The following is a 23,881-nucleotide window of genomic DNA, read 5'->3' on the forward strand; positions in this document are numbered from 1 at the left end:
CGGGGTGCGGTGGTCAGAGGAAGCGGGCCAGGAACGCCCTGGTCCGCGGGTTGGACGGGTGGTCGAGCACCTCCTTGGGAGTGCCGCTCTCCAGGACCCGGCCGCCGTCCATGAACACCACCCGGTCCGCCACCTCCCGCGCGAAGCCGATCTCGTGCGTCACCACCAGCATGGTGAGCCCGTCGCGCGCCAGATCCCGCATGGTGGCCAGGACCTCGCCGACGAGCTCCGGGTCCAGGGCGCTGGTCGGCTCGTCGAAGAGCATCAGCTTCGGCCGCATCGCCAGGGCGCGGGCGATCGCCACCCGCTGCTGCTGGCCGCCGGACAGCTGGCGCGGATAGGCGTCGGCCTTGTCCGACAGGCCGACCCGCTCCAGCAGTTCCAGCGCGGTCCTGCGCGCCTGCGCCTTCGGTACGCGGAGCACGCCCACCGGCGCCTCCGTGACGTTCCCCAGGATCGTCAGGTGCGGGAAGAGGTTGAAGTGCTGGAAGACCATCCCGATGTCGCGGCGCTGCCGGGTCACCTCGCCGGGGCGCAGATGGTGGACCCGGGCGCCCGAGCGGCGGTGGCCGATCAACTGGCCACCGACGTGGATGGAGCCCGAGTCGATCTGTTCGAGGTGGTTGACGCACCGCAGGAACGTCGACTTCCCGGAGCCGGACGGGCCCAGCAGCACCACGACCTCGCCCGCGCGGACGTCGAGGTCGATGCCGCGCAGCACCTCCAGATGGCCGAACTTCTTGTGGACGTTCCGCGCCACGACGAGCGGCGGGCCGGCCGCGTCCACGGCTGCCTCCGTAGACGCCTCCGGAGGAGCGGGCGAGGGCGCGGGGATCTTGGTCAGGCTGTCCTCCGTCATGAGGTCCTCTCCTCCTGCTCGTGCCGCGCGTCCCGCTCCCCGGCGAGGGGCGCCCCGGCGGCGGCCCGGCGCCGGAAGAAGGCGAAGTCCCAGAAGCCCTGCGGGGCGTTACGGGTCGCCCCGCGCGCGTAGTACCGCTCGATGAACGACTGGCCGACGTACAGCACGGACGTCATCACCAGGTACCAGAGGCAGGCGACGATCAGCAGCGGGATGGTCTCGAAGGTGCGGTTGTAGATCGACTGCACGGTGTAGAGCAGATCGGCCAGCGCGATGACGCTCACCAGCGAGGTGGCCTTCATCATGTTGATGACCTGGCTGCCGGTGGGCGGCACGATGAACCGCATCGCCTGGGGCAGCACCACCCGCCGCAGGATCCGCGCCCGGCCCATGCCGAGCGCCGCCGCGGCCTCCGACTGGCCCTGGTCGACACCGAGCAGCCCGCCGCGCACGATCTCCGCCATGTACGCGGCCTCGTTGAGCCCGAGGCCGAGGATGGCGGCGAGCAGCGGGGTGATCAGGGAGTTGGTCTGCCCGCTGACGAACTCGGGGCCGAACGGCACCCCGAAGGAGATCCGGGGCAGCAAAGCGGACAGGTTGTACCAGAACACCAGCTGGACCAGGACCGGGATGCCGCGGAAGAACCAGACGTACGCGCCGCAGACCGCGCTCAGCACGCGGTTCTCCGACATCCGGCCGACCGCGACGAGCACACCGCCGACGATGCCGATGAGCATGGCCACCACGGTCAGTTCGACGGTCGTGGCGATGCCCTGGCCGATCACCTGGGCGCCGAAGTAGCTGCCGACCGTGGACCATTCGAAGTTGGCGTTGGTCACCAGGAAGTGCGTGAGCTGGGCGGCGAGGACCGCGAGGACCAGGACCGAGAGCCAGCGCAGGGGATGCCGGACCGGGGTGGCCCCGGCGACGTCCACGGCGGGGACCGCGCCGGACGAACTGCCGGAACCGGTACGGGAGCCGGGCTCCGCCGGGTCCTCGCCGGTCATGGGCGGGGGAGCGTCAGTGGTGGCCATGGGCGGCGCACCTCCTCACGGTGGTCAGGCGGCGCCGCCGAGGTTGACGCCGGGCTTGTCGAGCTGGTTGGCGGACAGGCCCCACTTCTTCATGATCTGTCCGTAGGTTCCGTTGTCGATCAGCTTCTGGACCGCCTTCAGGAGCACGTCGCGCAGCGGCGAGTCCTTGGCGACGACGGCGCCCTGGTAGAGATCGCCGAAGCCGTTGGGCTGTCCGGTCCCGGCGAGTTCGAGGTCGCCCTTGGCCTGCGACACGAAGTACGTGAGCGGTGCCCGCGAGGAGAAGAACGCGTCGGCCCGGCCGGAGCGCACGGCCAGGATGGAGCCCGGCTGGTCCTTGTAGGACTGGACCTGTACCGCCGCCTTGCCGTCCTTGACGCACTTCTCGGACTGCGTCTTGATCACGCCCTCGGCGGAGCCGCCGCCCATGACGGCGATCCGCCGGCCACAGGTGTCGTCGAGGGCGTTGATGGCGCGCGGGTTCCCCTTGGGCACCGCGAAGACGACGAACTCCTTCACCCAGTCGACGAAGTCGTTGGCGCCCTGGCGCTCCTTGAAGTCGCCGACGGGGCCGATGGCGAGGTCGTAGCGGCCCGCCTTGATGCCGGTCAGCTCGCTGGGCAGACCGTCGGCGGTGACGTGCTCGATCTTCACGCCGAGGAGCTGTTCGAGCGAGGTGGAGAGGTCGGCGGAGGCGCCGGTGAGGCTGTGACCGTCCGAACCGGCGATCTCGTACGGCGGGAAGGAGCCGTTGTTGACCGAGACCAGCGTGCCGGACGTGCGGTTCTTCTCCGGCAGCAGCGCGTGCAGCGCCGGGTCCTCGGTGAGCCGGGCCCCGGCGGGCTCGGCCGTGCCGCCGGCGGCGCTGTCCGTGGCGCCGTCGGCCTGGGGCGGGTTGCTGCCGCAGCCCGTGAGGACGAGACAACAGGTGAGGGCGGTGGTGGCCAGCAGGGCCACGCTCTTGGGGGATCGCGTCACACGCATCAGTGGGCTCCGAGGGGAAGGACGGTGGGATTGACGGTGAACCGCCGGTTGGCCAGGACGGGCAGCGTCCGGCGGGCCGCCGCCGTCATGTCGGGATCGGCCTCGGCCCAGGCCAGACCGCGGACGGCGCCGAGCCGGGAGCGGACGGTGCCGAGCGGGTCCACGATCAGGCTGTTGCCGATGTTGCGCGGCCCGCACTCCCCGCTGGCCGCGACCCAGCAGGTGTTCTCCAGGGCGCGCGCCGCGGTCATGATCTCCCAGTGCCGCTCCTTGGCCGGGCCGCGCACCCAGGCCGCGGGGAGCGCGAGCACCTCGGCGCCGGCGTCCACGAGCAGCCGGGCCAGCTCGGGGAAGCGCACGTCGTAGCAGGTCATCAGGCCGACCTTGGTGCCCGCGACCTCGACGATCACCGGCGGCTCGTCCGCCGGGCGCACGTGGGCGGACTCCTGGTCGCCGAAGGCGTCGTACAGATGGATCTTCCGGTAGAGGGCGATCAGCTCGCCGTCGCGCAGCGCCACCAGTGTGTTGAACACGCGGCCGTCGTCGGACGGTTCGTGGATGCCGACGACGACGGTGGCGCGCCCCCCGGCGGTGGCCGCGCGCAGCTCGGTGACGAACGGGCCGTCCAGCGGCTGGGCGACCTCGCGGATGCGGTGGCGGTCCTCGGTGAAGCGGGCCAGGACCCCCTCGGGGAGGACGAGCAGGTCCGCGCCGCCCCGTTCCGCCTCGGCGGTGAGTTCCTGGCAGGCGGTCAGGTTGTCCTTCCAGTCGGGGGTGGCGGCGAACTGTCCGACGGCGATACGCATGGTGTGGGCTCCGGAGGTGGCTCGGTGGACCGGCGAAGGAAAGGCGGTGGGCGACGGGAGTCGGCGGGGCGACGAAGAGTCAGTGGGCGGCGGGGAGTCAGCGGCGTTGACGAGTCAGCGGGCGGTGGCGAGCGCCGGGTCGGGGAAGACCACCCGCGGGTCTATCGGCTCCGGCCAGATCCCCTGGGCGTGCAGCTCCTCGCAGAAGGCGCGGGTCATCGCCGCGTTGGGATCGGCCCCGTACGGCATCCAGTCGTCGCCGAACAGCCGGGCCGACTCGGTGAGTTCGTGGAGCAGCCAGGGGGTGGTGTCGGTGAGCAGCCGGCGCCGGGCGACCCAGCGGTGCTTGGAGCGCTCCAGCGCCGAGAGCAGCGCGGCCGGCAGGGCGGGGTGGGCCTCGACCGTCTCCTTCTTGAGCGTGACGAGATGGATGCCGGGGACGAATCCGGTGGTCTCCCAGTACGCGCGCTCCGCGGCCGGATGGTCGTCGAGGAGATGCCGGAAGCGGCTGGCGGAGGTGAACAGCTCCGCCGGCATGAACGGGGTGAGGACCGCGTCCAGCCGGCCCGCGGCCAGCTCCTCCTCCAGCGAGTCGCCCTCGGCCAGGACGGAGACGTTCGCCGGGAGGGGCCGCCCGCCCACCCGGTCCTTGCCCGACTCCCCGGCGGTCAGCGGTCCCACCCGCCACTCCACCCCGGTGAGATCCACCCCGGCGCCGCGCAGCAGCGCCCGGGTCCAGGTGTTGCCCGAGTCGGGCCAGCCGGTGAGCCCGATCCGGGCTCCGGCGAGCTGGGCGAGGGTACGGAAGGGGCTGTCCGCCCGTACCAGGACGCAGCGGTGGCGGAACCCCCGCATGATGAACGCGGGGAGCCCGACGAGCCGGTCGTCACCCGCCGCGCGGGCCTGCACGTAGCGGCTGAACGAGGTCTCGCCGCCGTCGAGTCCCGGCTCGGCGAGCACGTCGGGGGTGACCTCCCGCGAGTCGACCCGGACCGTGAAGCCCGCCACGTCCACCAGGCCGGAGGCCAGTGGTACGAGGTGGTCCCAGTCACGTAGCCCCAGATGGATCACGGGAGATGACACAGCGGACGCTCCTTGCTTTTCGGTGCACTTCTCGCATGGTTCACAATCAAGCCGAATAAGCAATATTCGGCCGTGCGATGGCTGGAACAATATTGTTCAGCGATAGGTCAAACAAGATGTGTTTTGTGTCCGAACATAAATTTTCCGTGCCGTAATCTACGGAGCGTGTCGGCGAGGCGGGAGAACGAAACGGTGGACAAGGCATGGGCGGCGGGGCCGGAGGGCGCGGTCAGACTGGCCGGGCGCATCCCCGACCCCAGCGCGCGGGGGGTCGCGGCGGCCATGACCGACCTCATACGCTCAGGCGAACTGGCCCCGGGCAGCGCCCTGCCGACCGTGCGCGCGCTCGCCGTCGCGCTGGGGGTCAGCCCCGGCACCGTCGCGGAGGCGTGGGCGGTCCTGCGCAGACACCGGATGATCACGACGCTGGGCCGGCGTGGCAGTGTGGTCAGCGGCCCGCCGAGCGTCCCGCACCCGGCCCGGTTCGAACGGGTCGGCGATCTCGGCAGCCATCTCACCCTGGATCTCGCGGTCGCGGCCCCCGACCCGGCGCTGCTGCCCGGACTGACGGACGCGCTCCTCGCGGGCGCGCGCACCCCGCGGCTCAACGACTACTCGCGTACGGCCGTCACGGACGGTCTGCTGGACGCCGTACGGGACACCTGGCCGTTCGAGGCGGCGGCGTGGACGGCGGTGGGCGGCGGCTACGAGGGGGTGCAACTGCTCTGCCAGGCCCTGATCGTGCCGGGTGACCGGGTCGCCGTGGAGGACCCGACGGCGGCGCGGCTGCTGGACATCCTGGAGGCGCTCGACGCGCAGATCGTGCCCGTGGCCTGCGACGGTGAGGGGCCGCTGCCCGGCTCCCTCGCCCAGGCGCTGGAGCGGCGGCCCGCGCTCTTCCTCCACCAGTCCAGGGCGCAGGCGCCGTGCGGCTGGACGGTCGGCGAGGAGCGCGCGGCGGAGCTGGCGAGGGTGCTGGAGAGCGCCCCGAACGTCATGGTGCTGGAGGACGACGGCATCGGCCCGCTCGCCGCGGACCCGGTGGCCAGCATCGGCGCCCACCTGCCCGACCGTACGGTCCTGGTGCGCTCGTACTCCAAGGCGTACGGCCCCGACCTGCGCATCGCGGTGATCGGCGGGCCGCGCGAGGTGGTCGAACGGGCCCGGGTGCTGCGGACGTTCGGCACCGGCTGGACCAGCCGGATCCTCCAGGACGCCCTCGCTCATCTCCTCACCGACGACGCCGCGACCCGGACCGTACGGGCCGCCGCCCACCGCTACGACCTGCGGCGCGAGGGGCTCGCCGGGCGGCTCGCCCGGCGCGGGGTGCACACCGCGAACCGGGACGGGCTGATGCTGTGGGTGCCGGTGGCGGACGAGGCGTCCGCGCTGGTCACCCTGGCCGCGCGGGGCGTCACGGTCTCCCCGGGCAGCCGCTTCTGTGTCGCGTACGCCCTGCCGCACGTACGGATCGCCACGAGCAGGCTCACGGACGACGAGGACGCGCTCGACGAGACGGCCGCGCTGATCGCCCTGGCGGCGTCGGCGTCGGCCGGCCGACTGGGCTGAGAGCACGTCCGCCGCACGGGCCGCCCAGCGGCATGGGCCGTCGGACCCGCGCGCGTGGGCGTGGCGGAATGAGCCGGGGCGAGCCGGGGTACATCGACTACCCGGCCCTGCGACGCGACGACTCGGCCGCCTGACACGGGAAAGGGGCGCGGGCCCGGTCGTCCTCCTGACCGGTCCCGCGCCCCTCGGGTGTGCGCCGGCTCAGCGCACCGGGGTGAAGTCCCGCGCCCCGATGAACTCGGGCCGGGGCACCGGCGCCCCGAACGGTTCGACCGCCGCGTTCTCCACACTGTTGAACACGATGAAGACATTGCTGCGCGGGTACGGCGTGATGTTGTCGCCCGAGCCGTGCATGCAGTTGCAGTCGAACCAGGTCGCGGACCCGGCCTTGCCCGTGAAGAGCCGTATGCCGTGCGCGTCGGCGAGGCTGGTCAGCGCCTCGTTGGAGGGCGTGCCGGCGCCCTGCATCTTCAGCGACTGCCGGTAGTTGTCCTTCGGCGTCTCACCCGCACAGCCGAGGAACGTCCGGTGCGACCCCGGCATGATCATCAGGCCGCCGTTGGTGTCGAAGTTCTCGGTCAGCGCGATCGACACCGAGACGGTCCGCATGTTCGGCAGACCGTCCTCCGCGTGCCAGGTCTCGAAGTCCGAGTGCCAGTAGAAACCGGAGGCGCCGAAGCCGGGCTTCACGTTGATCCGGGACTGGTGGACGTAGACGTCGGAACCGAGGATCTGCCGGGCACGGCCCACCACCCGCTCGTCGCGCACGAGTCCGGCGAAGATCTCACTGATGCGGTGGATCTCGAAGACGGACCGTACGTCCTGGGACTTGGGCTCGATGATCGAGCGCTCGTCCGCGCGCACCGCCGGGTCCGTGATCAGCCGTTCCAGCTCGGCGCGGTAGAGCGCCACCTCGTCCGGGCCGATCAGCTGGTCGACGGGGAGGAAACCGTCCCGCTCGAACGCCCCGAGACCGTCCGGGGAGATCGGGCCCGCCGCGCCGGGCGGGGACCACACGACGGGGTCCTGCCTCGGCGTGGTCACCTCGCCACGGCCGCGCGTCGGGTACAGATCGGTGTGCACGGGGGTGGTGGTCATGGTCAGCCCTCCTCGGTCAGCAGCGGGTAGACGCCGTTCTCGTCGTGGTCCTCCCGCCCGGTCACGGGGGGATTGAACACGCAGACACAGCGGAAATCGGTCTTGGGGCGGAGCGTGTGGCGCTCGTGCCCGTCGAGCAGATACATCGTGCCGGGGGAGATCCAGTGGGTCTCGCCGGTCTCCTCGTCGGTGAGTTCGGCCTCGCCCTCCACGCACAGGACGGCCTCGATGTGGTTGGCGTACCACATCGATGTCTCCGTACCCGCGTACAGCACGGTCTCGTGCAGGGAGAAGCCGACCTTCTCCTTGGCGAGCACGATGCGCTTGCTCTCCCAGGTGCCGGAGGCCGACCTCACATGGCGGTCGGTGTTCTCGATGTCCTTGAACGATCGGACGATCACGGTGCGTTGAGCCCTTTCTCTCTCGACGGTGACGGGGTCGCTGTTCGGTGATGCCGGCGTCCCGGCGGTGTGCCGGGTCGGTGTGCCGGTTCCGGTTCGGTCAGGAGGTGTCGCGGACCGCGCGGGCCAGCGTCCGCAGCCCCTCGTCCAGCTCGTCGGCGGTGATGGTGAGCGGCGGCAGCAGTTTCACGACCTCGCTCTGCGGTCCCGACGTCTCCAGCAGCAGCCCCAGCTCGAAGGCGCGGGCGCAGACCGCGGAGGCGCGGGTCTTGTCGGCGAACTCGATGCCCCAGACCAGGCCGCGGCCACGGATCTCGGGTACGTCGCCGGTGGACTCGGCGCGCAGTGCGTCGAGGGCGCGCTCGATCTGCTCGCCGCGCGCGATGGTCTGCTTCTCCATCTGCCCGTCGGCCCAGTACGTGTTCAGCGCCGCGGCGGCGGTGACGAAGGCCGGGTTGTTGCCCCGGAAGGTGCCGTTGTGCTCGCCCGGCTCCCAGACGTCCAGCTCGGGGCTGAAGAGGCAGAGCGACATGGGGAGCCCGTACCCGCTGATGGACTTCGACAGCGTGACGATGTCCGGCGTGATGCCCGCCTCCTCGAAGGAGAAGAAGGCGCCGGTGCGGCCGCAGCCCATCTGGATGTCGTCGACGATGAGCAGCATGTCCTGGCGGTGGCAGAGGTCGGCCAGCGCGCGCAGCCACTCGGGGCGCGCGACATTGATGCCGCCCTCGCCCTGGATCGTCTCGACGATCACGGCCGCGGGCTTGTTCAGCCCGGAGCCCTGGTCCTCCAGCAGCCGCTCGAACCAGAGGAAGTCGGGCGTCTGCCCGTCCAGGTAGTTGTCGAACGGCATCGGGGTGCCGTGCACCAGCGGGATACCGGCCCCGGCGCGCTTGAACGCGTTGCCGGTGACGGCCAGCGACCCCAGCGACATGCCGTGGAAGGCGTTGGTGAAGGAGACGATCGACTCCCGGCCCTTCACCTTGCGGGCCAGCTTGAGGGCGGCCTCGACCGCATTGGTGCCGGTCGGGCCGGGGAACATCACCTTGTACGGCAGGTCGCGCGGCCGGAGCACCACGTTCTGGAAGGACTCCAGGAAGGCGCGTTTCGCGGTCGTCGCCATGTCGAGGCCGTGGGTGATGCCGTCCCGCTCGATGTAGTCGATCAGCGCCCGTTTCAGTACCGGGTTGTTGTGACCGTAGTTGAGTGATCCGGCACCGGCGAAGAAGTCCAGGTAGCCATGGCCGTCCTCGTCGGTCAGGCGGGCGCCCTGCGCGCGGTCGAACACGGCGGGCCAGCCGCGGCAGTAGCTGCGTACCTCGGATTCGAGGGTCTCGAAGACGCTCAGTGCGGGCGGGGTGATGGTCATGGGGGGTCTCCAGCCGGTGTGAGAGGAGGAAGCGCGGGGAGGGCGTGTGCGTCACGTACGGAGGTCACACGCGTCCCGTACGGGGGTGGCCGCGTACGGGAAGGGGGCCGGGCGGGCTCAGGGGGCGAGCGGCGCGAGCGGGCCGATGCGGTACAGCACCTCCGGCTGGTGCACCCCGTCGGGGAACATCCCGCCGTCGAAGAGGACCTCGCGCTCCAGCGGCGCGCCGTGGCGGGCCGCGTACGCGGTGAACAGGCGGTCCGAGGCGGTGTTGTCCGGGGTCACGGTCGTCTCCACGGCCGTGATGCCCAGCTCCTTGGCGGCCCGGACGGTCAGCTCGTCGAGCAGGGTGCCGGCGAGCCCGCGTCCGCGGTGGCTCGCGTCGACGGCCACCTGCCAGACGACCAGCGCCTCGGGGCGCTCGGGCCGGACATACCCCGTGACGAAGGCGATCGGCTCGCCTCCGCCGTCGCGGGCGACGACGGACGTCGCGGCGAAGTCACGGCACCAGAGCAGGTAGCTGTACGAGGAGTTGAGGTCCAGGACCTCGGAGTCGCGGGCTATGCGCCAGATCGCGGCTCCGTCCTCCACTCGTGGGGTGTCGATCGTCAGGGGTCGGTTGAATTCGCTTCGGGCGCCTGCAAGGTCTGCTTGTGCGGCGGTCATGTGAATTGAATTTACCGAGCAAATGGGCAAAGTGCATCTTCGGCAGGGGTTGGGAGATATGAGCTCCTGTGTTATCGCGCGGGCGCGGGTGCGGTGGCGGACCCACCGGGTTTGGGGTTACTATATGCGGATAAATCCGGGCAAATCGGTGGTCATTGTGGGCTCGGTCACATGTCCGTAACGCTCGTGAGACCCGTCGGAATCGCGGGTTCGGGGGTGTCGGAACCCGGGCGTTTAGGCCAATGAAAAGCGGGCAGAAGAATACGGGGAGCTGCTCGGAATAAAGCAGCTCCCCGTATTCGTGAATTCATTTGGCAGGTGGGGTGATTTCAATTTCCGGTCGTGTCGGACCGGTCCGCGCGAACGGCCGCCCATGCCGCCTCGGCCGCGCGGACGCCACCCGGCCGGTCCACCGCGACCCCGGCTCCCGCCAGCGCGGCCCCCAGCGCATCGAGGCAGGAGCGCACCACGTCACCGGTCGCGTCGGCCCCGTAGTGGTTCACCCGGATCATCCCGGCGGCCAGCGCGCCCCCGCCCGCGATCAGCGGCAGCGACGGGTCGGCGGCCAGCGCCTTCGCGACCAGTTCCGTGGCGTCCACCCCGGCGGGGGTACGGAGCGTCGTGGCGACCGGCGCGGCCTCCGCCGCCTCGTGGACGAACGGCGCCAGACCGCCCCCGAGCGCCAGGGCGCCGGCCCGGGTGGCGGCAGCGGCGGCCGCGTGCCGCCCGGTCACCGCCGCCAGCCCCGCCGTCTCGATGCGCTCCACGCACGCCTCCAGCGCCAGCATCTCCAGCTGGGCCGGGGCGTGCGGCAGCGCCTTGCGGCCCGCGTCGATCCAGCGCTCCTTCCAGTCGAGCAGCGAGAGGTACGAGCGCCGGGGCGCCCGCGGATTGGCGGCGAACCGCTCCCAGGCACGGGGGCTCACCGCGACCGCCGAGACCCCGGCGGGCCCGCCCATCGCCTTCTGCGCCCCGATCACGCACAGGTCCACGCCCCAGGCGTCGGTCAGCAGCGGCTCGGCGGCCACCGAGGCGACGGCGTCCAGCATGAAGAGCGCGCCGTGGGCCCGTACCACCTCACCGATCGCGGCCACCGGGTTGGTGTTGCCGGTCGCGGCCTCCGCGTGCACCAGCGAGACGAAGTCGATCTCCGGGTGCGCGGCGAGCGCCTCCTCGACCTGGGCGGCGGTCACCGCGGTGTGGAACGGCACCGCCAGGTCCACGACGGTCGCGCCGCAGTCCCGCAGCCAGTTCCCGAAGGTCTGCCCGTACGGCCCGGTCACCACGTTCAGCGCGGTCGTGCCGGGTCCCGCGGCGCCCCGGATGCACCCCTCCAGCGGAAGCAGGGCCTCACCCTGGGTGATCACGACATCGTTCCCGGTGGCGAGGAGGGCGGCCAACCGGCGCTCGACGGAGGCGAAGTGCGCGGCGGTCAGCGGGGGCAGGTCAAGCAGCGGATGCGCAGGTGTCACGGCGGTGCTCTCTTCAGGGACGGATCGGGGGAGCGGGGGAGGGACCCCCTGCCCGGCCGGGCGGGGAATCCCTCCGGTCGAGGGTACTCACGGCCTCGTACAGTGCTGCATATGAGTGATCACGCGGTGCTGCGGGTGACGGGACGGGTGCTGGTCGGCCCCGAGGAGGTCAGGGACGAGCTGTGGGTGGTGGGCGGCAGAATCACCTTCGACCGGCCCGCGGGCGCCCGTGACGTCCGTACGGTCCACGGCTGGGCGCTGCCCGGACTGGTCGACGCCCACTGCCACGTCGGCCTCGACCACCACGGCGCGGTGGACGACGCCACCAGCGAGAAGCAGGCGCTCGGGGACCGGGACGCGGGCGCCCTGCTGCTCAGGGACGCCGGGTCACCCGCGGACACCCGCTGGATCGACGACCGCGAGGACCTCCCGAAGATCATCAGGGCGGGCCGCCACATCGCCCGTACGCGCCGCTACATCCGCAACTACGCCCATGAGATCGAGCCCCCCGACCTGGTCTCCTACGTCGCCCGGGAAGCCCGCCGCGGCGACGGCTGGGTCAAGCTCGTCGGCGACTGGATCGACCGCGACGCGGGCGACCTGACCGCCTGCTGGCCGCGCGCCGAGGTGGAGGCGGCCATCGCCGAGGCGCACCGGCTGGGCGCCCGGGTTACCGCGCACTGCTTCGCGGAGGCCGCGCTGCGCGATCTGGTCGAGGCGGGCATCGACTGCGTCGAACACGCCACGGGGCTCACCGAGGACACCATCCCGCTCTTCGCCGAGCGGGGCGTGGCGATCGTCCCGACGCTGGTCAACATCGCGACATTCCCCCGCCTCGCCGCGGGCGGCCAGGAGCGGTTCCCGCGCTGGTCGGCCCATATGACCCGGCTGTACGAGCGCCGCTACGACACCGTGCGCGCGGCGTACGACGCGGGCATCGAGGTCTACGTCGGCACCGACGCGGGCGGCGGTCTCGCCCACGGCCTGGTCGCCGGCGAGGTGGCGGAACTGGTGGCCGCGGGCATCCCGCCCCTTGAGGCCCTCTCCGCGACGACCTGGCGCGCAAGGCAGTGGCTGGGCCGCCCGTCCCTGGAGGAGGGCGCACCGGGCGACCTCGTGGTGTACGACGAGGACCCCAGGGCGGACGTACGGGTCCTGGCGGCGCCGCGGCGGATCGTGCTGAACGGGCGGGTGGTGGGCTGACGTGTCCGCGCCGGTCAGACCGGTCAGCGCATTGCGCGGATCATCACCGTGAGGACCGGCGAGGCTGCTGAGGGCTGGCTCCGCCCGATGTCCTGGTACCCCCATGCTTTGTACAGCGAGCGGACCTTTCCGTCGCCGGCGGCCGGGTTGACCATGAGCGTGACGTACGGCTCGTCGCGTGTGGCGAGGAGGGCGTCGTGGATACGACGGGCGGTCCCCGTGCCACGCCACGCGGCGCGCACACCGATCTCCTTCAGAGCCACGGCTGGATGCGCGGTGTACTCATCCGCCGGGGCCGGGGTGGTGCGCTGCCAGTACCGGTCACCATGCTCGATCGTGTTGCCGTAGGCGTAGCCGATCGGATGCCCGTCCGCGTACCCGAGGACGGCAACGAACCCCGGTTCACCCCCGTGCCGGTCCAGGCGTTCACCGAACGCGGTCACGGCGTAGTTCGGCAGGTGGAGCAGCGGCGCACGCACGTCGGCGTACACGTCGACCAGGTCGCCGCGGGCGGCTCCGAGAGCGGTGAACGTGCGGAATTGGATAGCCGGTGCCGTGGTCATGCGGGTGTCCTCCAAGCGTCGCGGGTGTGCTCGGTCCAGATCTGCGCGGTAGAGCTGCCCGGCGCAGTGGCGCGCAGTGCGGCGCCGAACTCCTGAAGCATGCGGGACACGCGGGCGTGTTGGGTAGCGGCGTCGGACGAGACCGACATCGCGGTGACCATAGCGGCGTCAGCGGCACCCTGCGCGAGCTGGGCGTGCGCGAGCCGCGTCGTGGTAATGGCCAGCGACCGGCGCATGTGGGGCCGTAGGGCGGACAGACAGCGGTGAGCGTGGAACTCGGCTGTCTGGTAGTCGCCGAGAGCGAGAAAGGCCGAGAGCGCGAGCGAATCCAGCTCGGCCTGGTCGTAGAACGCGAGCATCCACACAGGCCGGAAGTCGGCCGGATCGGCGCGCAACATGGCGTCCTGCGCCTGCTCGAACGCGCGGCGGGTGCCGGTGCGGTCCTGCGCCGTCCCACGGATGGCCGACTGACGGGCCAGGCCGAGGGAGGCGAACAGGGGATCACGACGCGTGATGTTCAGATTGCGGGCGACATCGTTGGCGGCGAGGGCTTCGGCAGGGCGGCCCATGTGCCGGTACATGGTCCCCGCGTGACTCCAGATGCGGAACTTGATCGCCTGGTCACCGGACATCTCGGCGAGGGCCTGTGCTTCGCGCATGTGCCCCTTCGCGTCGTCGTAGCGGCGGCTGTCGATCGCCGCCCACATCGCCGATGAGAGGAACGACGCCGCACACGCGTACAGGCTGCTGCGTACGCGCTGAGTCGCGCTGCCGGCGTTCTGAAGATTCAGCGCCTCGTTGGCAAGCGCGGCGGCCCGCTGCTCGATGCCGCGTTGTCCGCCGTGGCGGTGGTCGCTGGCGATGACCTCGGCGAAGCGCGTCTGTAGACGGTCGACATCGCTCATACCGATACGGCGGGGGGCTGCGGTGCCTGGGGCGGCTGCCGCTGCTGCGGCGGCTGCGACGCCGCCCACGAGGGTACGGCGCTTCAAGTCGGGGTCCTCCTGCGATGGGGCTGGTGTGAGCGATGTCCGGCCCCGTGGAACGAACCCTAAAGAGATGGCGGGTAAGCCCGTGACATCCTCAAGGGCCCTGCGGGTGGCCGATTTGGGCCACTTGACCCGGCCCGCTTTCCAGGACCGGACGGAGGAGCCGTCCAACCCGCCGGCCCGCCCGGTAAGCCGCTCAACTGCTCTGTTCACGGCGTCAGCCAGGCTGTTGGAGCTGTGCCCGTGCTCGGCCATCCACACCTCAAGAGCCGTATTACGCATGACGTCCATCCCTGCACCGTAGCCCCACGATCGCTGTCTGTCAGGGAATAGGAGGTCAAATCACCCTAGGGCATTCCATCGCATACCCTCCCGATCGTCCTAACCATGTTGCTGCAAAAGCGAGTTGTCTGGTTACTGGCCGCTCGTGAGCCCTGTGGGCGGCTGTTGACGGCTCGGTCCGCCCCTGGAGTCCTCCGACGGGGCGAGCCGGGCGCCGAGACAACGACGAAGGCTCCACCAATGACGAGTCTCAGTAACCCAGTTCAGGCCGCAGCCGTCGGCCATCCCGCCTACAGCCAAACGTTTCCCTGCGAGCCGGAGACGGCCGAGGTCGGACGCAAGCTCGTCCGTGACGCCCTCGCCGTATGGCGCCTTGACGACCTCGCCGACCGCGCCGCGCTGGTCATGTCCGAACTGATCGCGAACGCCGTCCGGCACACCCCGTGCGCCTCGATTTGCCTGATGGTCGGGCGGCCGAGTGCGAGGCGGGTACGCATCGGGGTGGTGGACCGCGCCCCCTCACGACTGCCCGTACTCAGCCCGGCCGATGCCGACGACGAGTCCGGGCGCGGACTGTTCCTCATCGACGCGATCGCCGACCGCTGGGGCTACGAACTCCACGGAAGACGCGGGCGCACGTGGGCCAAAGAGGTCTGGGCGGAGCTCCTCATAGAGGCCGAACAGTGACCGGCCGGCCCTCGCTCCAGCTCCTCCCGGACCTGGCCCGGTTGCGGCCCCGGCAGCAGATGGCCATCGACTGTGCCCGGTGTGCCCGGCATCTGGGAATGTCCGGCCGTGTGCTCGGTGACGTGCGCTACCGGGGCCTGCTGTTCCGGCTGTGGATCTGCGAGGCCGAGTGCCCGCCACGCGCCCGGGGCGAGCAGTGACCGGCAGCCGGCGCCGTACACGCGTCCATCGGTCTTTTGACCGCCACATCCCGCTGACGCGCCGCTGGGAAGTCTGGTGGCTGATCGCCGACATCGCCGGATTGCTGGGATCCATAGCCCTGACCCTGCTGGCCAAATAACAGCCGGTGGCGCGCTGACGCCCGAGGCTCGGGGCGCCACCGGATTCCGTATCTCTTTGGAAGGAGTACCGGGTCATGACCATTCCGCTTCCGACCGCCGGTTTGGACTGGACCGCCTTGCGGAACTTCGCCGCGTTGCGCGGACAGCTCAGGGTGTCGCTGACACCTCTCTGCAACGTGAAGTGCTGGTTCTGCCACAACGAGGGCGATGTGCCGCCGCCGTTCACACATCTGCACCGTGACGCCAAGCCCCGCGCCCGTGAGCTGACCGCCGAGGACTACGTGAACGTGCTGCGTGAATTGATCGAGGCGGGTCTGAAGCGTGTGTATTTCACCGGAGGCGAGCCGCTCACGTCGAGGCTGGCCCGGCCTGTCCTGACCCGGCTTCCCGTTCGAGGCCCGGACGTGTCCTACACGCTGATCACGAACGGGCTCTTGGTACGCACGCATCAGGACTGGCTCGCTACGACCGGCCTGGACAAGGTGAAGGTCTCCTTGCACTACTTCTCGGACGAGTCCTTCCGAGCCATCGCACGGACCCGCTACGGCGTCGCGGCCGTCCTGGACGGGATCGAGACCGCCCGCGAGATGTTCGAGCGGGTGGAGCTGAACACGCTCATCCAGCGCGAGAACGAACATGAACTGTGCGACATCCTCGCCTTCGCACTCGAACGCAGGCTGCCGGTCCAGTTCATCGAGCTGGTCGACACCGACTTCAACGCCGACCGGAAGTCCTCGGCGATCGGGGCCCATGGCCTCATCAACCATCTGCGCACACTGACCAGCGAAGAGGAAGCAGAGGTCTCCGGCACCGGTCAGGGACGGCGGATCTTCCGCATCGACGGTATCGAGATCGACGTCATCCAGCGCGAACTGGGCCGCCACCACGTCGGCCAATGCGGCACCTGCCCGGTGAAGGCCAAATGCGTGGAGGGCTTCTGGGCCCTGCGCATGGACCACGCCGGCGGAATCCAGCCCTGCCTTCTGCGCGACGACCTGCGTATGGACATCCGGTCACTGCTGGACCAGCCGGAGCAGGTTCCCGCGGCCGTGGCCCAGCACGTTTCCGCCTTCACCGAGGGCACGCTGTGAGGCCCCTGCGTGCCCCGTACGTGCCTGGGGCGCGCGAAGGACGCCAGGGGCCGTTCGTGGTCCTGGAAGGCGTCTCAGGTGTGGGGAAGTCAACGCTCAGTCGCCTGCTTGCCAAGCGGTTCGGTGCCACGGCGATCCACACCCTCACCGAACCGCACGCCAGCTGGTCCGACGCGGTCAATCGGGAGATCCGACCGTTGCCGCAGTTCGCTTTCTACCTCTCCGGACTCCTGCACGCCTCCGACGCCGTACGGCAGTACCTCGGCAGGGGGCCGGTGGTCGCGGACCGCTACGCCTCCTCGGTCACGGCCTGCCATGCCGCTGTCAACGGCGTCACCCTGGACCAGGTGGAGGAGCTGATCGCTCCGTTCCGGCCGTACCTCGTGGCGCCGGACGCCAGCTTCTACCTCACCAGCTCCGATCACTCGCTGAAGGAACGGCTGGGCACCAAGACCGACGTGAAGGAGGACGACACCGACCTGTTCGGCGTCCCCGGACGCCTTGCCCGGCTCCGGGAAAACTTCCAGGCCGTCGCCGAAGCGGACCCCAGCGCCATCACGCTCCCCACCGACGGCCGCAGCCCTGACGAACTGGCCGACATCATCGTCAAGTATCTGGAGAACAGGCGTGCTCAACCCGATCGACACCGACACCGTCATCTGTGACGGCCGCGTCGCAGGCGTGTTCCCGGACGAGATCCACGAGGGCGTGGCCTGGTGGATTGCCGCCTGCTTCGTCGTGGTCAGCCAGACCCGCCAGATGGCTGTGGCCCAGGACGGTCACCCCACCACGACCGAATTCCACCGGCAGTTCTGTCGGGGGGGCCATCAACGCCCGGCACTTCGGCTGCCAGGTCTTCAGCCTCGGCGCGGCCGACGAAGCTCAGCTCCTGCATGCGATGAAGACACTCGGCCGCGTCCCCGGCGCTCGGCTGTCCACGACTGGCGACGGCGAACGGCCGACCGTCACCATCCGCCTCTACGACGCGGCCGGCCGACCGGTCACCGAGGACACCGGCTTGGCCGGACTGCGGGAGATGATCGCCTCTGACCAGGTTCCCATCCCGGTGAACGACCAGGCCAAAGGCAGCATCACCGAGCGCCGCGACCTGGTGGAGATACCGTGATCAACGCGGCGAGGCCATCAGCGTGGCTGTCGGAGCAGGCGGCTACGCTCCCGAGCCATGAACGACACATCCCAGCGGGGGACAACGTCTGACGCCTCCGTCATTGTGGCCCGGGACCGGGACGGCATGGTCGCCGTCCTGACCGCCGAATTCCCACGCCACGGCGGCGCGTACCTGTTCCTGCCCGGAGGGCGCCGGGAGAGCGGGGAGACACCGGAGGAGTGCGCACGGCGCGAGTTGCGCGAGGAAGCCGGCGTCATCGCCCGGACCTGGCGGCCCCTCGGCTCGTACGCCATCACTCTGAACTCTCCCGCTCGCATCCACCTTTTCCTGGCCGAAGATGTCACCTGTGGCCCGCAGCAACTCACATCGAGCGAAGCGGACTTCAAACTGATGTGGTGGCCGATGGCCGACGCGGTCCAGGCCGCCACCCAAGGACGCTTCCTGCTCCAGGGTGGCCCACTGGCACTGCTGCTGGCCCAGCAGTTGACCGCCGCATGAGAGGAGTCCACGGGTACGGCTCGGGCCCGGGCCCGGGCCCGGGGAGATGGTGACCTGTGGGCCGCGAAGCCCAGGGTGCGCTGCCGGGGCCGTACCCCGACAGCGGCTGCCGGTTGACCGGGCGTGACGCGGCGACCGGTCGTGCACGTCCCCGGGCTTCCGCTGCTCTTGCTCGTAGAGATCGAGGAGGTCACCTCCAGCGCGGTCTGCGAGGCCGGGAAGCGGCCGGTCTCCGACGCGAACCTGCTCGGGCAGGTGACCGTGCTCGGCAAGAAGGTCACGCTCTCGGCGGGCGGCCCGACGCGGGTCGAGGTCCCGGGCGTGGGCGAGGTGACCCTCGACCTGTCGACGACGCGGACCACCTCCCGTACGGCCGCCGCGATGGCGCTCGGCCTCAAGATCTCCGTCGACCCGCTGAAGCTGAACGTCGCCGAGGTGACGGGCACGCTGACGCTCGCCGAAGCGACCTGTGCGTCGCCGAAGGCCCCCGCGAAGGCGCCCGAGGAGTCGGCGGAGGAGGCCTCAGGGGGAGCGGGCGAGCAGGCGGCGCCCTCCGGGGCCTCCGGGACACCCGAAACGCCTGGGACGCCCGAGACGTCCGAGATGCGGCGGCCTGCCGACGAGGCCGGGCCGGAGCAGGCCGACGTGAAGGCGCAGAGCGCCGCGGAACAGGAGCGGGCCGGCCTGGCGGAGACGGGCGGCAGCTCCACCACGCCCTACCTGGTCACGGGCGCGGCCGCACTCCTCGCGGCGGGCGCGGTCGCGCTGGCCCTGACGAGGCGGTCCCGCGCCCGTCGGTGACCTTTTCCTCCATGGGCCCGCGCCAGGGTGGTCGTGAGGACGACCTCGGCGCCGTTGTGGCGGCGCCGGGGACGTCCTCGGCGAGTAGGCCGGCCGGGCGCCGAGTGCCGACGACGTATGTGTCGTTCAGTGGCCGATGCCGTCCAGCTCGGCCACGTCCTCGTCGGAGAGGGAGAGCCTGGCGCCTGCGATGTTCTCGCGCAGGTGGGCGGTGGACGAGGTACCGGGGATGAGCAGGATGTTCAGCGAGCGCTGCAACAGCCAGGCCAGCGCGACCGACATCGGCGTCGCCTCCAGCCGGCTCGCGACCCGCGAGAGGGCCTCGGACTGTAGTGGCGTGAAGCCTCCCAGGGGGAAGAACGGCACGTAGGCGATACCGTCGGCGGCGAGATCGTCCACGAGGTCGTCGTCGTGGCGGTGGGCGAGGTTGTACATGTTCTGCACGCACACGATCGGGGCGATGGCGCGTGCCTCCGCGACCTGTTCCGCGGTGACGTTGCTGACGCCGAGGTGGCGGAGCAGGCCCTCCCGCTGGAGGTCGACGAGCGTTTCGAATGCTTCGGTGATCGAGCCGGGCACGGTGCCCTGAGCGTCGCCCATACGCATGTTGACCAGGTCGAGGGTCTCGACACCGAGGGATTCGAGGTTCTCGTGGACCTGCTTGCGCAGGTCTTCGGGGCGCCGGGCCGTGGGCCAGCCGCCCTGCGCGTCGCGGGTCGCGCCCACCTTGGTGGCGATGAACAGCGACTCCGGGTAGGGGTGCAGCGCTTCGCGGATCAGCTCATTGGTGATACGCGGTCCGTAGGCGCCGCTGGTGTCGATGTGGGTGATCCCGAGGCTGACCGCCTCGCGCAGGACGGCCAGGGCGCCGTCGCGGTCGGCGGGCGGCCCCATGACCCACGGTCCGGCGAGCTGCATCGCGCCATAGCCGAAACGGGTGACGGTCGAGTCACCCAGCGTCCAGATTCCGTCGGGAAGGGGTGTGGAGGGCGTGTTCATCGTGGTGCCTTTCACTTGTCGCTGGGGGTGGTGTCTCCGGGCCCCTTGCACCAGCATTGGAGATGAACTTCCTATCGGGAAGTAGGCACTCTGAAGTGCGTAACTAACCCAGAGAGTGAGAGGTGGATCAGTGACGACGACGCCCGACGAGAAGGCGGAGTACAACGCGTTCCTAGCGGTGTGCCCCAGCCGTCAGCTCCTCGACCGGATCTCGAACAAGTGGGCCGTCCTGATCCTGTGCGCACTGGGCGGTGACGCGTCCGAACAGTCCGGCGCACCGCACGCCCCGAAGGCGATGCGTTTCTCCGAGCTGGCCCGGCTCCTGGCCGGCGTCAGCCAGAAGATGCTGACGCAGACCCTACGAGCCCTCGAACGCGACGGCTTGCTCATCCGCACCGTGATACCCACGGTCCCCGTCACCGTCACCTACGAGCTGACCGACCTCGGCCTCTCGCTCCACCACCTGACACGCGGCCTCAGGCAGTGGGCGCAGACCCACATGGACCAGGTCCTCGCCAACCGCGAGGCGCACGACGCGCGAGCTTCCTAGACGTGTCATTCCCAATGCTGGCGGTACGTCCGTGGACTGAATGGTTGGACGACAAGTCAGTGGGCGGTTGACTCTCCCACTGTGGGAGACCCAAGAGTAGAGCGCATGCACGTCGACGACGCCACGTTCTGGAGCATCGGAGAGGTTGCGCGGAAGACCGGACTGAAGGTGAAGCTCATCCGGCACTGGTCCGACACCGGGGTGGTGCAACCGGCCCGGCGGACCTCAGCTGGCTACCGGGTCTACGACTCCGAAGCCGTGGTCCGCCTGGAGCTGGCACGGACACTGCGGGATCTCGGGCTGAGCCTGGCGACGATTCGTGACGTACTGAGCCGGGAGCACACCTTGGTAGAGGTCGCTGCGGCTCACGTCGATGCGCTGGAAGCGCAGATTCGCACGCTGCGCTCACAGCAGGCGGTCATGCGCTCCGTCACCCGCCGGGACACTACAACTGAGGGGCTCACCTTCATGACCAGACTGGCGCGCATGTCCGCCGCCGAACGCCGCACGATTATTCAGGACTTTGTGACAGAAACCCTCGGAGAGCTTGACGTTCCGACCTACCGCCGGGGACTACTGGCGGCCACCGCGGATCTGCCCGCTGACCCCACTGATGAGCAGGTCGACGCCTGGATCGAACTGAGCGAACTCGTGGCGGATCCCGCTCTGCGCAGCGGAATGCGCCGTATGGCGCGGTACGCCGCTGAGCACGCTCCCGGCGAACACGACGAAGGCGCGCTGCGGGAGGTGCAGCGTGTGACCGATGACTGGCTGAGGCGAGTGAATGCGGCGATGGAGGAAGGGATCGCCCCGGACTCGCCGGTAGCCGATACCGTCGTCGCCGATACCGTGGTGGCCTGGATTCCCACGCAGGCTTCTATGCCCCATGGGCTGCACACGGATGATGCGCAGGCCCGAAGCTTGCTGCTGGAACAGCTCGAAGTCGCCTGCGACGTATACGTCGAGCGGTACTGGCAACTGCTGTGCATCATCAATGCTTGGCCGACGCGGCCGAGTATGGCGGCGGCCGGGGAATGGCTGATGACCGCGTTGCGGACCAACCCCGAGCCCGGAGCGCGCGCCACGGAACTCAGCGAGATGTATGACACCGGGGCCGATGCGTGGGGACCGGCGGGCGTGTTGAACGCCTGCGGCGAAGTCCTGGATGTCGTGAACAGCCTCGTGTCCGCCGTGGATCCGAGCCAGTTCGACCTGGCGACGCCATGTGCCGACTGGGATGTACGCGCCCTGCTCAACCACCTGGTCTGGGAGAACCTGCTGTGGGCGGGCTTGGCCGACGGTACTCCCCGCTCCGACATGACCGCCGACCACCTCGGCAAGAATCACATTGAGGCGTTCCATAGCGCCTCAAGAGCTGCACTGACCGCCTTCGGCCGGCCAGGCATGCTCGACCAGCGGTACGGGCCGGCGCCGGGGCGGCGGCTGGTCGAGCAGCTGGTGATCGAAATGCTGGTCCACGGATGGGACCTGGCACAGGCAACCGGGCAGCCCCGCGACCTCGTCCCGGACCTCGCCGAGTCAGCCCTGCCCGTCGTGCGGGAGATCTACGGCGGCCTGCCCCGAACCGCTGCCAGCTCCTTCGCTCCGCCGCAGCCGGTACCTGCTGGCGCGACTGCTCTCGACCGCCTGGCTGCCTACCTCGGCCGCGTCGTCACCTGACGAACCACCAGGCCGCCTCGCAGGAGCTCAACGTGCAGGGCTGCTGGTGTGGTTCAGCTGGCGGAGGCCGTCGGCCGAACCACTCAGCCACAGTACGGAAACACCGCGAGGGCATCTGACCAACCCCAAGATCGACGAGCGAGAGGTGCTCACAGCGATGCTGGACCGCGAGCCGGACACGGTTGCGGCCCGGCCGGGCCTGCTGCTGATCGCGGACAAGGGGTTCGCCTCCAAGGAGTTCGAGGCCGATCTGGGCTTGCGCGGTGCTGAGGTGCTGCGGCCGTCGTTCACGTGGGAAAAGCGCCGCAAGGGCGAGTCCCAGCTGAAATCAGTGCGGCAGTTGACCGAGTTGGTCAACGACACCCTCAAGGGTCAGCTCGACCTGGAACAGCACGGCGGCCGGACCTTCGAGGGCGTCGCCGTCCGCGTTGCCCAGCGCATACTCGCCATGGTCGTGGCGATCTGGCACAACCACAAGAACGGCGCGCCGACCATGCGATCCCTGATCCCCTACGACCACTGATCACTTCGGAATGACTCGTCCAGTGTGGACAGCGTTCTCCATCTCTGCTGCGGGCTGAGACGAACCCGACCTTGAGTTGTGCGAGGTGAACGCGAATCGACCCGCTGCTCCGGGACCGGGCGCCGCGACGTGGCAAAGAGCAGTTCACACGCGCGCGCCCATGCGCCTGCGCCCGTCCTGGCGGGGACGGGGCGTCAGGCGAAGTACTCGGCCGCTCCCGTGGCGGCTGACCACGGTCCTGGTCCCGGACCTCAGGGCGTTGCTGGAAGCCGGCTGCCTTGTAGGTCGCGATGGCACCGACATTGGCGCTGGGAGTGCAGACGATCGCGCTCGACGATCCCCACTCCTGTAGTGCGGCCGCCGCGGCGACGCTGATCGCCTTGCCGTATCCGTGACGGCGATGTTCCCGATGTACGCCCATCGGTTCGAGCAGCCCGGGCCTGCCCGGACCGGCCGACCACACCGTCACCGCCGCCACCGCGTTGCCCCGGTCGTCGTACGCGACCAGACACCGGGCGTCCGCGTACGGCATTCCGGCCGCCATCGCGTGCCAGCGCTCGTCCGTGAGGCTCGACCCGTCCCACGCTGCCCGATGTACGGCGGTGAACACGTGCGCCTGCTCCGGCCCGACCACCCCGATCCGCACACCCGGGTCCTCCACCGGCTCCGTAAGGCCGCGGCGCAGCGGTGTCCACGGCGCGCCGGCGTTCCAGCCGTCCCTGAACAGCAGGTCCCGGACCAGAGTGCCCATCGGTGACTCGATGGTCACCTTCCCCCGGGGCAGTACGCCGCGCTCCGGCTCGCTGACGTCTTCGAGTAACCGCCGTGCCAGCTCCTCGTCGTGCCGGGCGTCCGGCGCGATCGCCAGCCGCAACAGCCCGGGGCCGTCCAGCAGTCCGACGGCGAGAATCCGTCCGTCCCGGCCCCAGGTCCTGACCGCCGCGGCGGTCACTTCCGCACCTGACCGCCAGAACCAGCCCAGGTCTCCCGGATGCAGTTGCATCGCTGCCCCGTCGGACTGCCACTCCCGCAGCACACCCACAGCCCTGCTCAGCCCGTCGACTCCCGGCCTGCCTGATGCAATCGTCATACCTGCGATCACACAGCACCGCATCGACCGTCCGCACCCGGATTTCGACCGGCCGGCGTGGTGCGGGTTCGGGCTCTCGGGAAGGGATCGTGAACGCCGTGGTCAAAGCGGCGG

Annotated in this window: 24 protein-coding genes and 2 pseudogenes; 12 read left to right on the forward strand and 14 right to left on the reverse strand. The window is 70.2% G+C overall.

What is annotated here, in order from left to right:
- Nucleotides 1-13 precede the first annotated feature (13 nt).
- The 5 genes from ACFTZC_RS14545 to ACFTZC_RS14565 form a co-directional block, all read right to left on the reverse strand.
- The gene (locus ACFTZC_RS14545) at nt 14-859 is read right to left on the reverse strand and encodes an amino acid ABC transporter ATP-binding protein (protein ID WP_382889420.1); all 846 of its coding nucleotides are present in this window, start codon (nt 857-859) and stop codon (nt 14-16) included.
- The gene (locus tag ACFTZC_RS14550; RefSeq protein WP_382889422.1) at nt 856-1,893 is read right to left on the reverse strand and encodes an amino acid ABC transporter permease; all 1,038 of its coding nucleotides are present in this window, start codon (nt 1,891-1,893) and stop codon (nt 856-858) included. The genes ACFTZC_RS14545 and ACFTZC_RS14550 overlap by 4 nt, the downstream gene beginning before the upstream one ends.
- 24 nt (nt 1,894-1,917) lie before the next feature.
- Nucleotides 1,918-2,877, reverse strand: a complete 960-nt coding sequence (locus ACFTZC_RS14555) for an ABC transporter substrate-binding protein (RefSeq protein WP_382889424.1) — start codon at nt 2,875-2,877, stop codon at nt 1,918-1,920.
- Complete coding sequence (locus ACFTZC_RS14560) at nt 2,877-3,683, reverse strand: nitrilase-related carbon-nitrogen hydrolase (RefSeq protein WP_382889426.1); 807 nt, start codon at nt 3,681-3,683, stop codon at nt 2,877-2,879. Before ACFTZC_RS14560 ends, ACFTZC_RS14555 begins: the two co-directional genes overlap by 1 nt.
- A 114-nt stretch (nt 3,684-3,797) precedes the next feature.
- Nucleotides 3,798-4,766: a hypothetical protein gene (locus ACFTZC_RS14565; RefSeq protein ID WP_382889428.1), complete on the reverse strand. Its 969-nt coding sequence runs from the start codon at nt 4,764-4,766 to the stop codon at nt 3,798-3,800.
- Between the two features lie 165 nt (nt 4,767-4,931).
- Between ACFTZC_RS14565 and ACFTZC_RS14570 the strand changes: the two genes are divergently transcribed.
- Nucleotides 4,932-6,335: an aminotransferase class I/II-fold pyridoxal phosphate-dependent enzyme gene (locus tag ACFTZC_RS14570; RefSeq protein ID WP_382889430.1), complete on the forward strand. Its 1,404-nt coding sequence runs from the start codon at nt 4,932-4,934 to the stop codon at nt 6,333-6,335.
- A gap of 201 nt (nt 6,336-6,536) precedes the next feature.
- On the opposite strand, the gene thpD is transcribed toward ACFTZC_RS14570, so the two are convergent.
- The 5 genes from thpD to ACFTZC_RS14595 form a co-directional block, all read right to left on the reverse strand.
- The gene (gene thpD, locus ACFTZC_RS14575; RefSeq protein WP_382889432.1) at nt 6,537-7,433 is read right to left on the reverse strand and encodes an ectoine hydroxylase; all 897 of its coding nucleotides are present in this window, start codon (nt 7,431-7,433) and stop codon (nt 6,537-6,539) included.
- A gap of 2 nt (nt 7,434-7,435) precedes the next feature.
- Nucleotides 7,436-7,834, reverse strand: coding sequence for an ectoine synthase (locus ACFTZC_RS14580; RefSeq protein ID WP_365808728.1), 399 nt, complete (start codon nt 7,832-7,834; stop codon nt 7,436-7,438).
- Between the two features lie 100 nt (nt 7,835-7,934).
- The gene (gene ectB / locus ACFTZC_RS14585; protein ID WP_382889434.1) at nt 7,935-9,203 is read right to left on the reverse strand and encodes a diaminobutyrate--2-oxoglutarate transaminase; all 1,269 of its coding nucleotides are present in this window, start codon (nt 9,201-9,203) and stop codon (nt 7,935-7,937) included.
- Nucleotides 9,204-9,320: 117 nt separating this feature from the next.
- Nucleotides 9,321-9,869, reverse strand: a complete 549-nt coding sequence (gene ectA, locus ACFTZC_RS14590; RefSeq protein WP_382889436.1) for a diaminobutyrate acetyltransferase — start codon at nt 9,867-9,869, stop codon at nt 9,321-9,323.
- 329 nt (nt 9,870-10,198) lie between these two features.
- Entirely contained in the window at nt 10,199-11,341 is a 1,143-nt protein-coding gene (locus tag ACFTZC_RS14595) for a pyridoxal-phosphate-dependent aminotransferase family protein (RefSeq protein WP_382889438.1), read from the reverse strand.
- Between the two features lie 111 nt (nt 11,342-11,452).
- On the opposite strand from ACFTZC_RS14595, the gene ACFTZC_RS14600 reads away from it, so the two are divergent.
- Entirely contained in the window at nt 11,453-12,544 is a 1,092-nt protein-coding gene (locus ACFTZC_RS14600; RefSeq protein WP_382889440.1) for an amidohydrolase family protein, read from the forward strand.
- A gap of 23 nt (nt 12,545-12,567) precedes the next feature.
- On the opposite strand, the gene ACFTZC_RS14605 is transcribed toward ACFTZC_RS14600, so the two are convergent.
- On the reverse strand, nt 12,568-13,107 hold the full coding sequence (locus ACFTZC_RS14605) for a GNAT family N-acetyltransferase (RefSeq protein WP_382889442.1): 540 nt from the start codon (nt 13,105-13,107) through the stop codon (nt 12,568-12,570).
- Entirely contained in the window at nt 13,104-14,387 is a 1,284-nt protein-coding gene (locus ACFTZC_RS14610) for an XRE family transcriptional regulator (RefSeq protein ID WP_382889444.1), read from the reverse strand. Before ACFTZC_RS14610 ends, ACFTZC_RS14605 begins: the two co-directional genes overlap by 4 nt.
- Nucleotides 14,388-14,618: 231 nt before the next feature.
- Between ACFTZC_RS14610 and ACFTZC_RS14615 the strand changes: the two genes are divergently transcribed.
- The 7 genes and pseudogenes from ACFTZC_RS14615 to ACFTZC_RS14645 form a co-directional block, all read left to right on the forward strand.
- A complete protein-coding gene (locus ACFTZC_RS14615) occupies nt 14,619-15,065 on the forward strand; it encodes an ATP-binding protein (protein ID WP_382889446.1) in 447 nt (148 codons plus the stop codon).
- The gene (locus ACFTZC_RS14620; protein ID WP_382889448.1) at nt 15,062-15,265 is read left to right on the forward strand and encodes a hypothetical protein; all 204 of its coding nucleotides are present in this window, start codon (nt 15,062-15,064) and stop codon (nt 15,263-15,265) included. The genes ACFTZC_RS14615 and ACFTZC_RS14620 overlap by 4 nt, the downstream gene beginning before the upstream one ends.
- 215 nt (nt 15,266-15,480) lie before the next feature.
- Nucleotides 15,481-16,497: a radical SAM protein gene (locus ACFTZC_RS14625; RefSeq protein WP_382889450.1), complete on the forward strand. Its 1,017-nt coding sequence runs from the start codon at nt 15,481-15,483 to the stop codon at nt 16,495-16,497.
- A gap of 56 nt (nt 16,498-16,553) precedes the next feature.
- Nucleotides 16,554-17,162: a dTMP kinase gene (locus tag ACFTZC_RS14630; RefSeq protein ID WP_382889452.1), complete on the forward strand. Its 609-nt coding sequence runs from the start codon at nt 16,554-16,556 to the stop codon at nt 17,160-17,162.
- A 233-nt stretch (nt 17,163-17,395) separates the two neighbouring features.
- Nucleotides 17,396-17,623 carry a hypothetical protein gene (locus tag ACFTZC_RS14635; protein ID WP_382889454.1) on the forward strand — a complete coding sequence of 76 codons (228 nt, stop codon included), beginning with the start codon at nt 17,396-17,398 and terminating at the stop codon, nt 17,621-17,623.
- Between the two features lie 57 nt (nt 17,624-17,680).
- Complete coding sequence (locus ACFTZC_RS14640; protein ID WP_382889455.1) at nt 17,681-18,124, forward strand: NUDIX hydrolase; 444 nt, start codon at nt 17,681-17,683, stop codon at nt 18,122-18,124.
- Between the two features lie 141 nt (nt 18,125-18,265).
- Nucleotides 18,266-18,925, forward strand: a pseudogene (locus ACFTZC_RS14645) (SCO1860 family LAETG-anchored protein); the annotation flags it as partial.
- 126 nt (nt 18,926-19,051) lie between these two features.
- On the opposite strand, the gene ACFTZC_RS14650 reads toward ACFTZC_RS14645, so the two are convergent.
- Nucleotides 19,052-19,924, reverse strand: coding sequence for an aldo/keto reductase family oxidoreductase (locus ACFTZC_RS14650; protein ID WP_382889457.1), 873 nt, complete (start codon nt 19,922-19,924; stop codon nt 19,052-19,054).
- A gap of 130 nt (nt 19,925-20,054) precedes the next feature.
- Here ACFTZC_RS14650 and ACFTZC_RS14655 point away from each other — a divergent pair, with 130 nt between their 5' ends.
- From ACFTZC_RS14655 to ACFTZC_RS14665, 3 genes are all read left to right on the forward strand, one after another.
- Nucleotides 20,055-20,474, forward strand: coding sequence for a winged helix-turn-helix transcriptional regulator (locus tag ACFTZC_RS14655; RefSeq protein WP_382889458.1), 420 nt, complete (start codon nt 20,055-20,057; stop codon nt 20,472-20,474).
- A gap of 105 nt (nt 20,475-20,579) precedes the next feature.
- Nucleotides 20,580-22,154 (forward strand): TIGR03086 family metal-binding protein, encoded by a 1,575-nt coding sequence (locus tag ACFTZC_RS14660; RefSeq protein ID WP_382889460.1) that lies wholly within the window; start codon nt 20,580-20,582, stop codon nt 22,152-22,154.
- Nucleotides 22,155-22,311: 157 nt separating this feature from the next.
- The gene (locus ACFTZC_RS14665) at nt 22,312-22,677 is read left to right on the forward strand and encodes a hypothetical protein (protein WP_382889463.1); all 366 of its coding nucleotides are present in this window, start codon (nt 22,312-22,314) and stop codon (nt 22,675-22,677) included.
- Between the two features lie 232 nt (nt 22,678-22,909).
- Here the strand turns inward: ACFTZC_RS14665 and ACFTZC_RS14670 are convergent.
- A pseudogene (locus ACFTZC_RS14670) lies at nt 22,910-23,767 on the reverse strand (GNAT family N-acetyltransferase); the annotation flags it as partial.
- Nucleotides 23,768-23,881: the final 114 nt, after the last annotated feature.

The sequence above is a fragment of the Streptomyces sp. NPDC056987 genome (genome assembly GCF_042673865.1).
Lineage (GTDB): Bacteria > Actinomycetota > Actinomycetes > Streptomycetales > Streptomycetaceae > Streptomyces.

What these genes read in the sequence shown, in the direction of transcription:
- ACFTZC_RS14545 (WP_382889420.1), bottom strand. Translation starts at nt 859, where the DNA reads ATGACGGAGGACAGCCTGACCAAGATCCCCGCGCCCTCGCCCGCTCCT.
- ACFTZC_RS14550 (WP_382889422.1), bottom strand. Translation starts at nt 1,893, where the DNA reads ATGGCCACCACTGACGCTCCCCCGCCCATGACCGGCGAGGACCCGGCG.
- ACFTZC_RS14555 (WP_382889424.1), bottom strand. Translation starts at nt 2,877, where the DNA reads ATGCGTGTGACGCGATCCCCCAAGAGCGTGGCCCTGCTGGCCACCACC.
- ACFTZC_RS14560 (WP_382889426.1), bottom strand. Translation starts at nt 3,683, where the DNA reads ATGCGTATCGCCGTCGGACAGTTCGCCGCCACCCCCGACTGGAAGGAC.
- thpD (WP_382889432.1), bottom strand. Translation starts at nt 7,433, where the DNA reads ATGACCACCACCCCCGTGCACACCGATCTGTACCCGACGCGCGGCCGT.
- ectB (WP_382889434.1), bottom strand. Translation starts at nt 9,203, where the DNA reads ATGACCATCACCCCGCCCGCACTGAGCGTCTTCGAGACCCTCGAATCC.
- ectA (WP_382889436.1), bottom strand. Translation starts at nt 9,869, where the DNA reads ATGACCGCCGCACAAGCAGACCTTGCAGGCGCCCGAAGCGAATTCAAC.
- ACFTZC_RS14600 (WP_382889440.1), top strand. Translation starts at nt 11,453, where the DNA reads ATGAGTGATCACGCGGTGCTGCGGGTGACGGGACGGGTGCTGGTCGGC.
- ACFTZC_RS14605 (WP_382889442.1), bottom strand. Translation starts at nt 13,107, where the DNA reads ATGACCACGGCACCGGCTATCCAATTCCGCACGTTCACCGCTCTCGGA.
- ACFTZC_RS14610 (WP_382889444.1), bottom strand. Translation starts at nt 14,387, where the DNA reads ATGGACGTCATGCGTAATACGGCTCTTGAGGTGTGGATGGCCGAGCAC.
- ACFTZC_RS14615 (WP_382889446.1), top strand. Translation starts at nt 14,619, where the DNA reads ATGACGAGTCTCAGTAACCCAGTTCAGGCCGCAGCCGTCGGCCATCCC.
- ACFTZC_RS14625 (WP_382889450.1), top strand. Translation starts at nt 15,481, where the DNA reads ATGACCATTCCGCTTCCGACCGCCGGTTTGGACTGGACCGCCTTGCGG.
- ACFTZC_RS14635 (WP_382889454.1), top strand. Translation starts at nt 17,396, where the DNA reads ATGAAGACACTCGGCCGCGTCCCCGGCGCTCGGCTGTCCACGACTGGC.
- ACFTZC_RS14640 (WP_382889455.1), top strand. Translation starts at nt 17,681, where the DNA reads ATGAACGACACATCCCAGCGGGGGACAACGTCTGACGCCTCCGTCATT.
- ACFTZC_RS14650 (WP_382889457.1), bottom strand. Translation starts at nt 19,924, where the DNA reads ATGAACACGCCCTCCACACCCCTTCCCGACGGAATCTGGACGCTGGGT.
- ACFTZC_RS14660 (WP_382889460.1), top strand. Translation starts at nt 20,580, where the DNA reads ATGCACGTCGACGACGCCACGTTCTGGAGCATCGGAGAGGTTGCGCGG.
- ACFTZC_RS14665 (WP_382889463.1), top strand. Translation starts at nt 22,312, where the DNA reads ATGCTGGACCGCGAGCCGGACACGGTTGCGGCCCGGCCGGGCCTGCTG.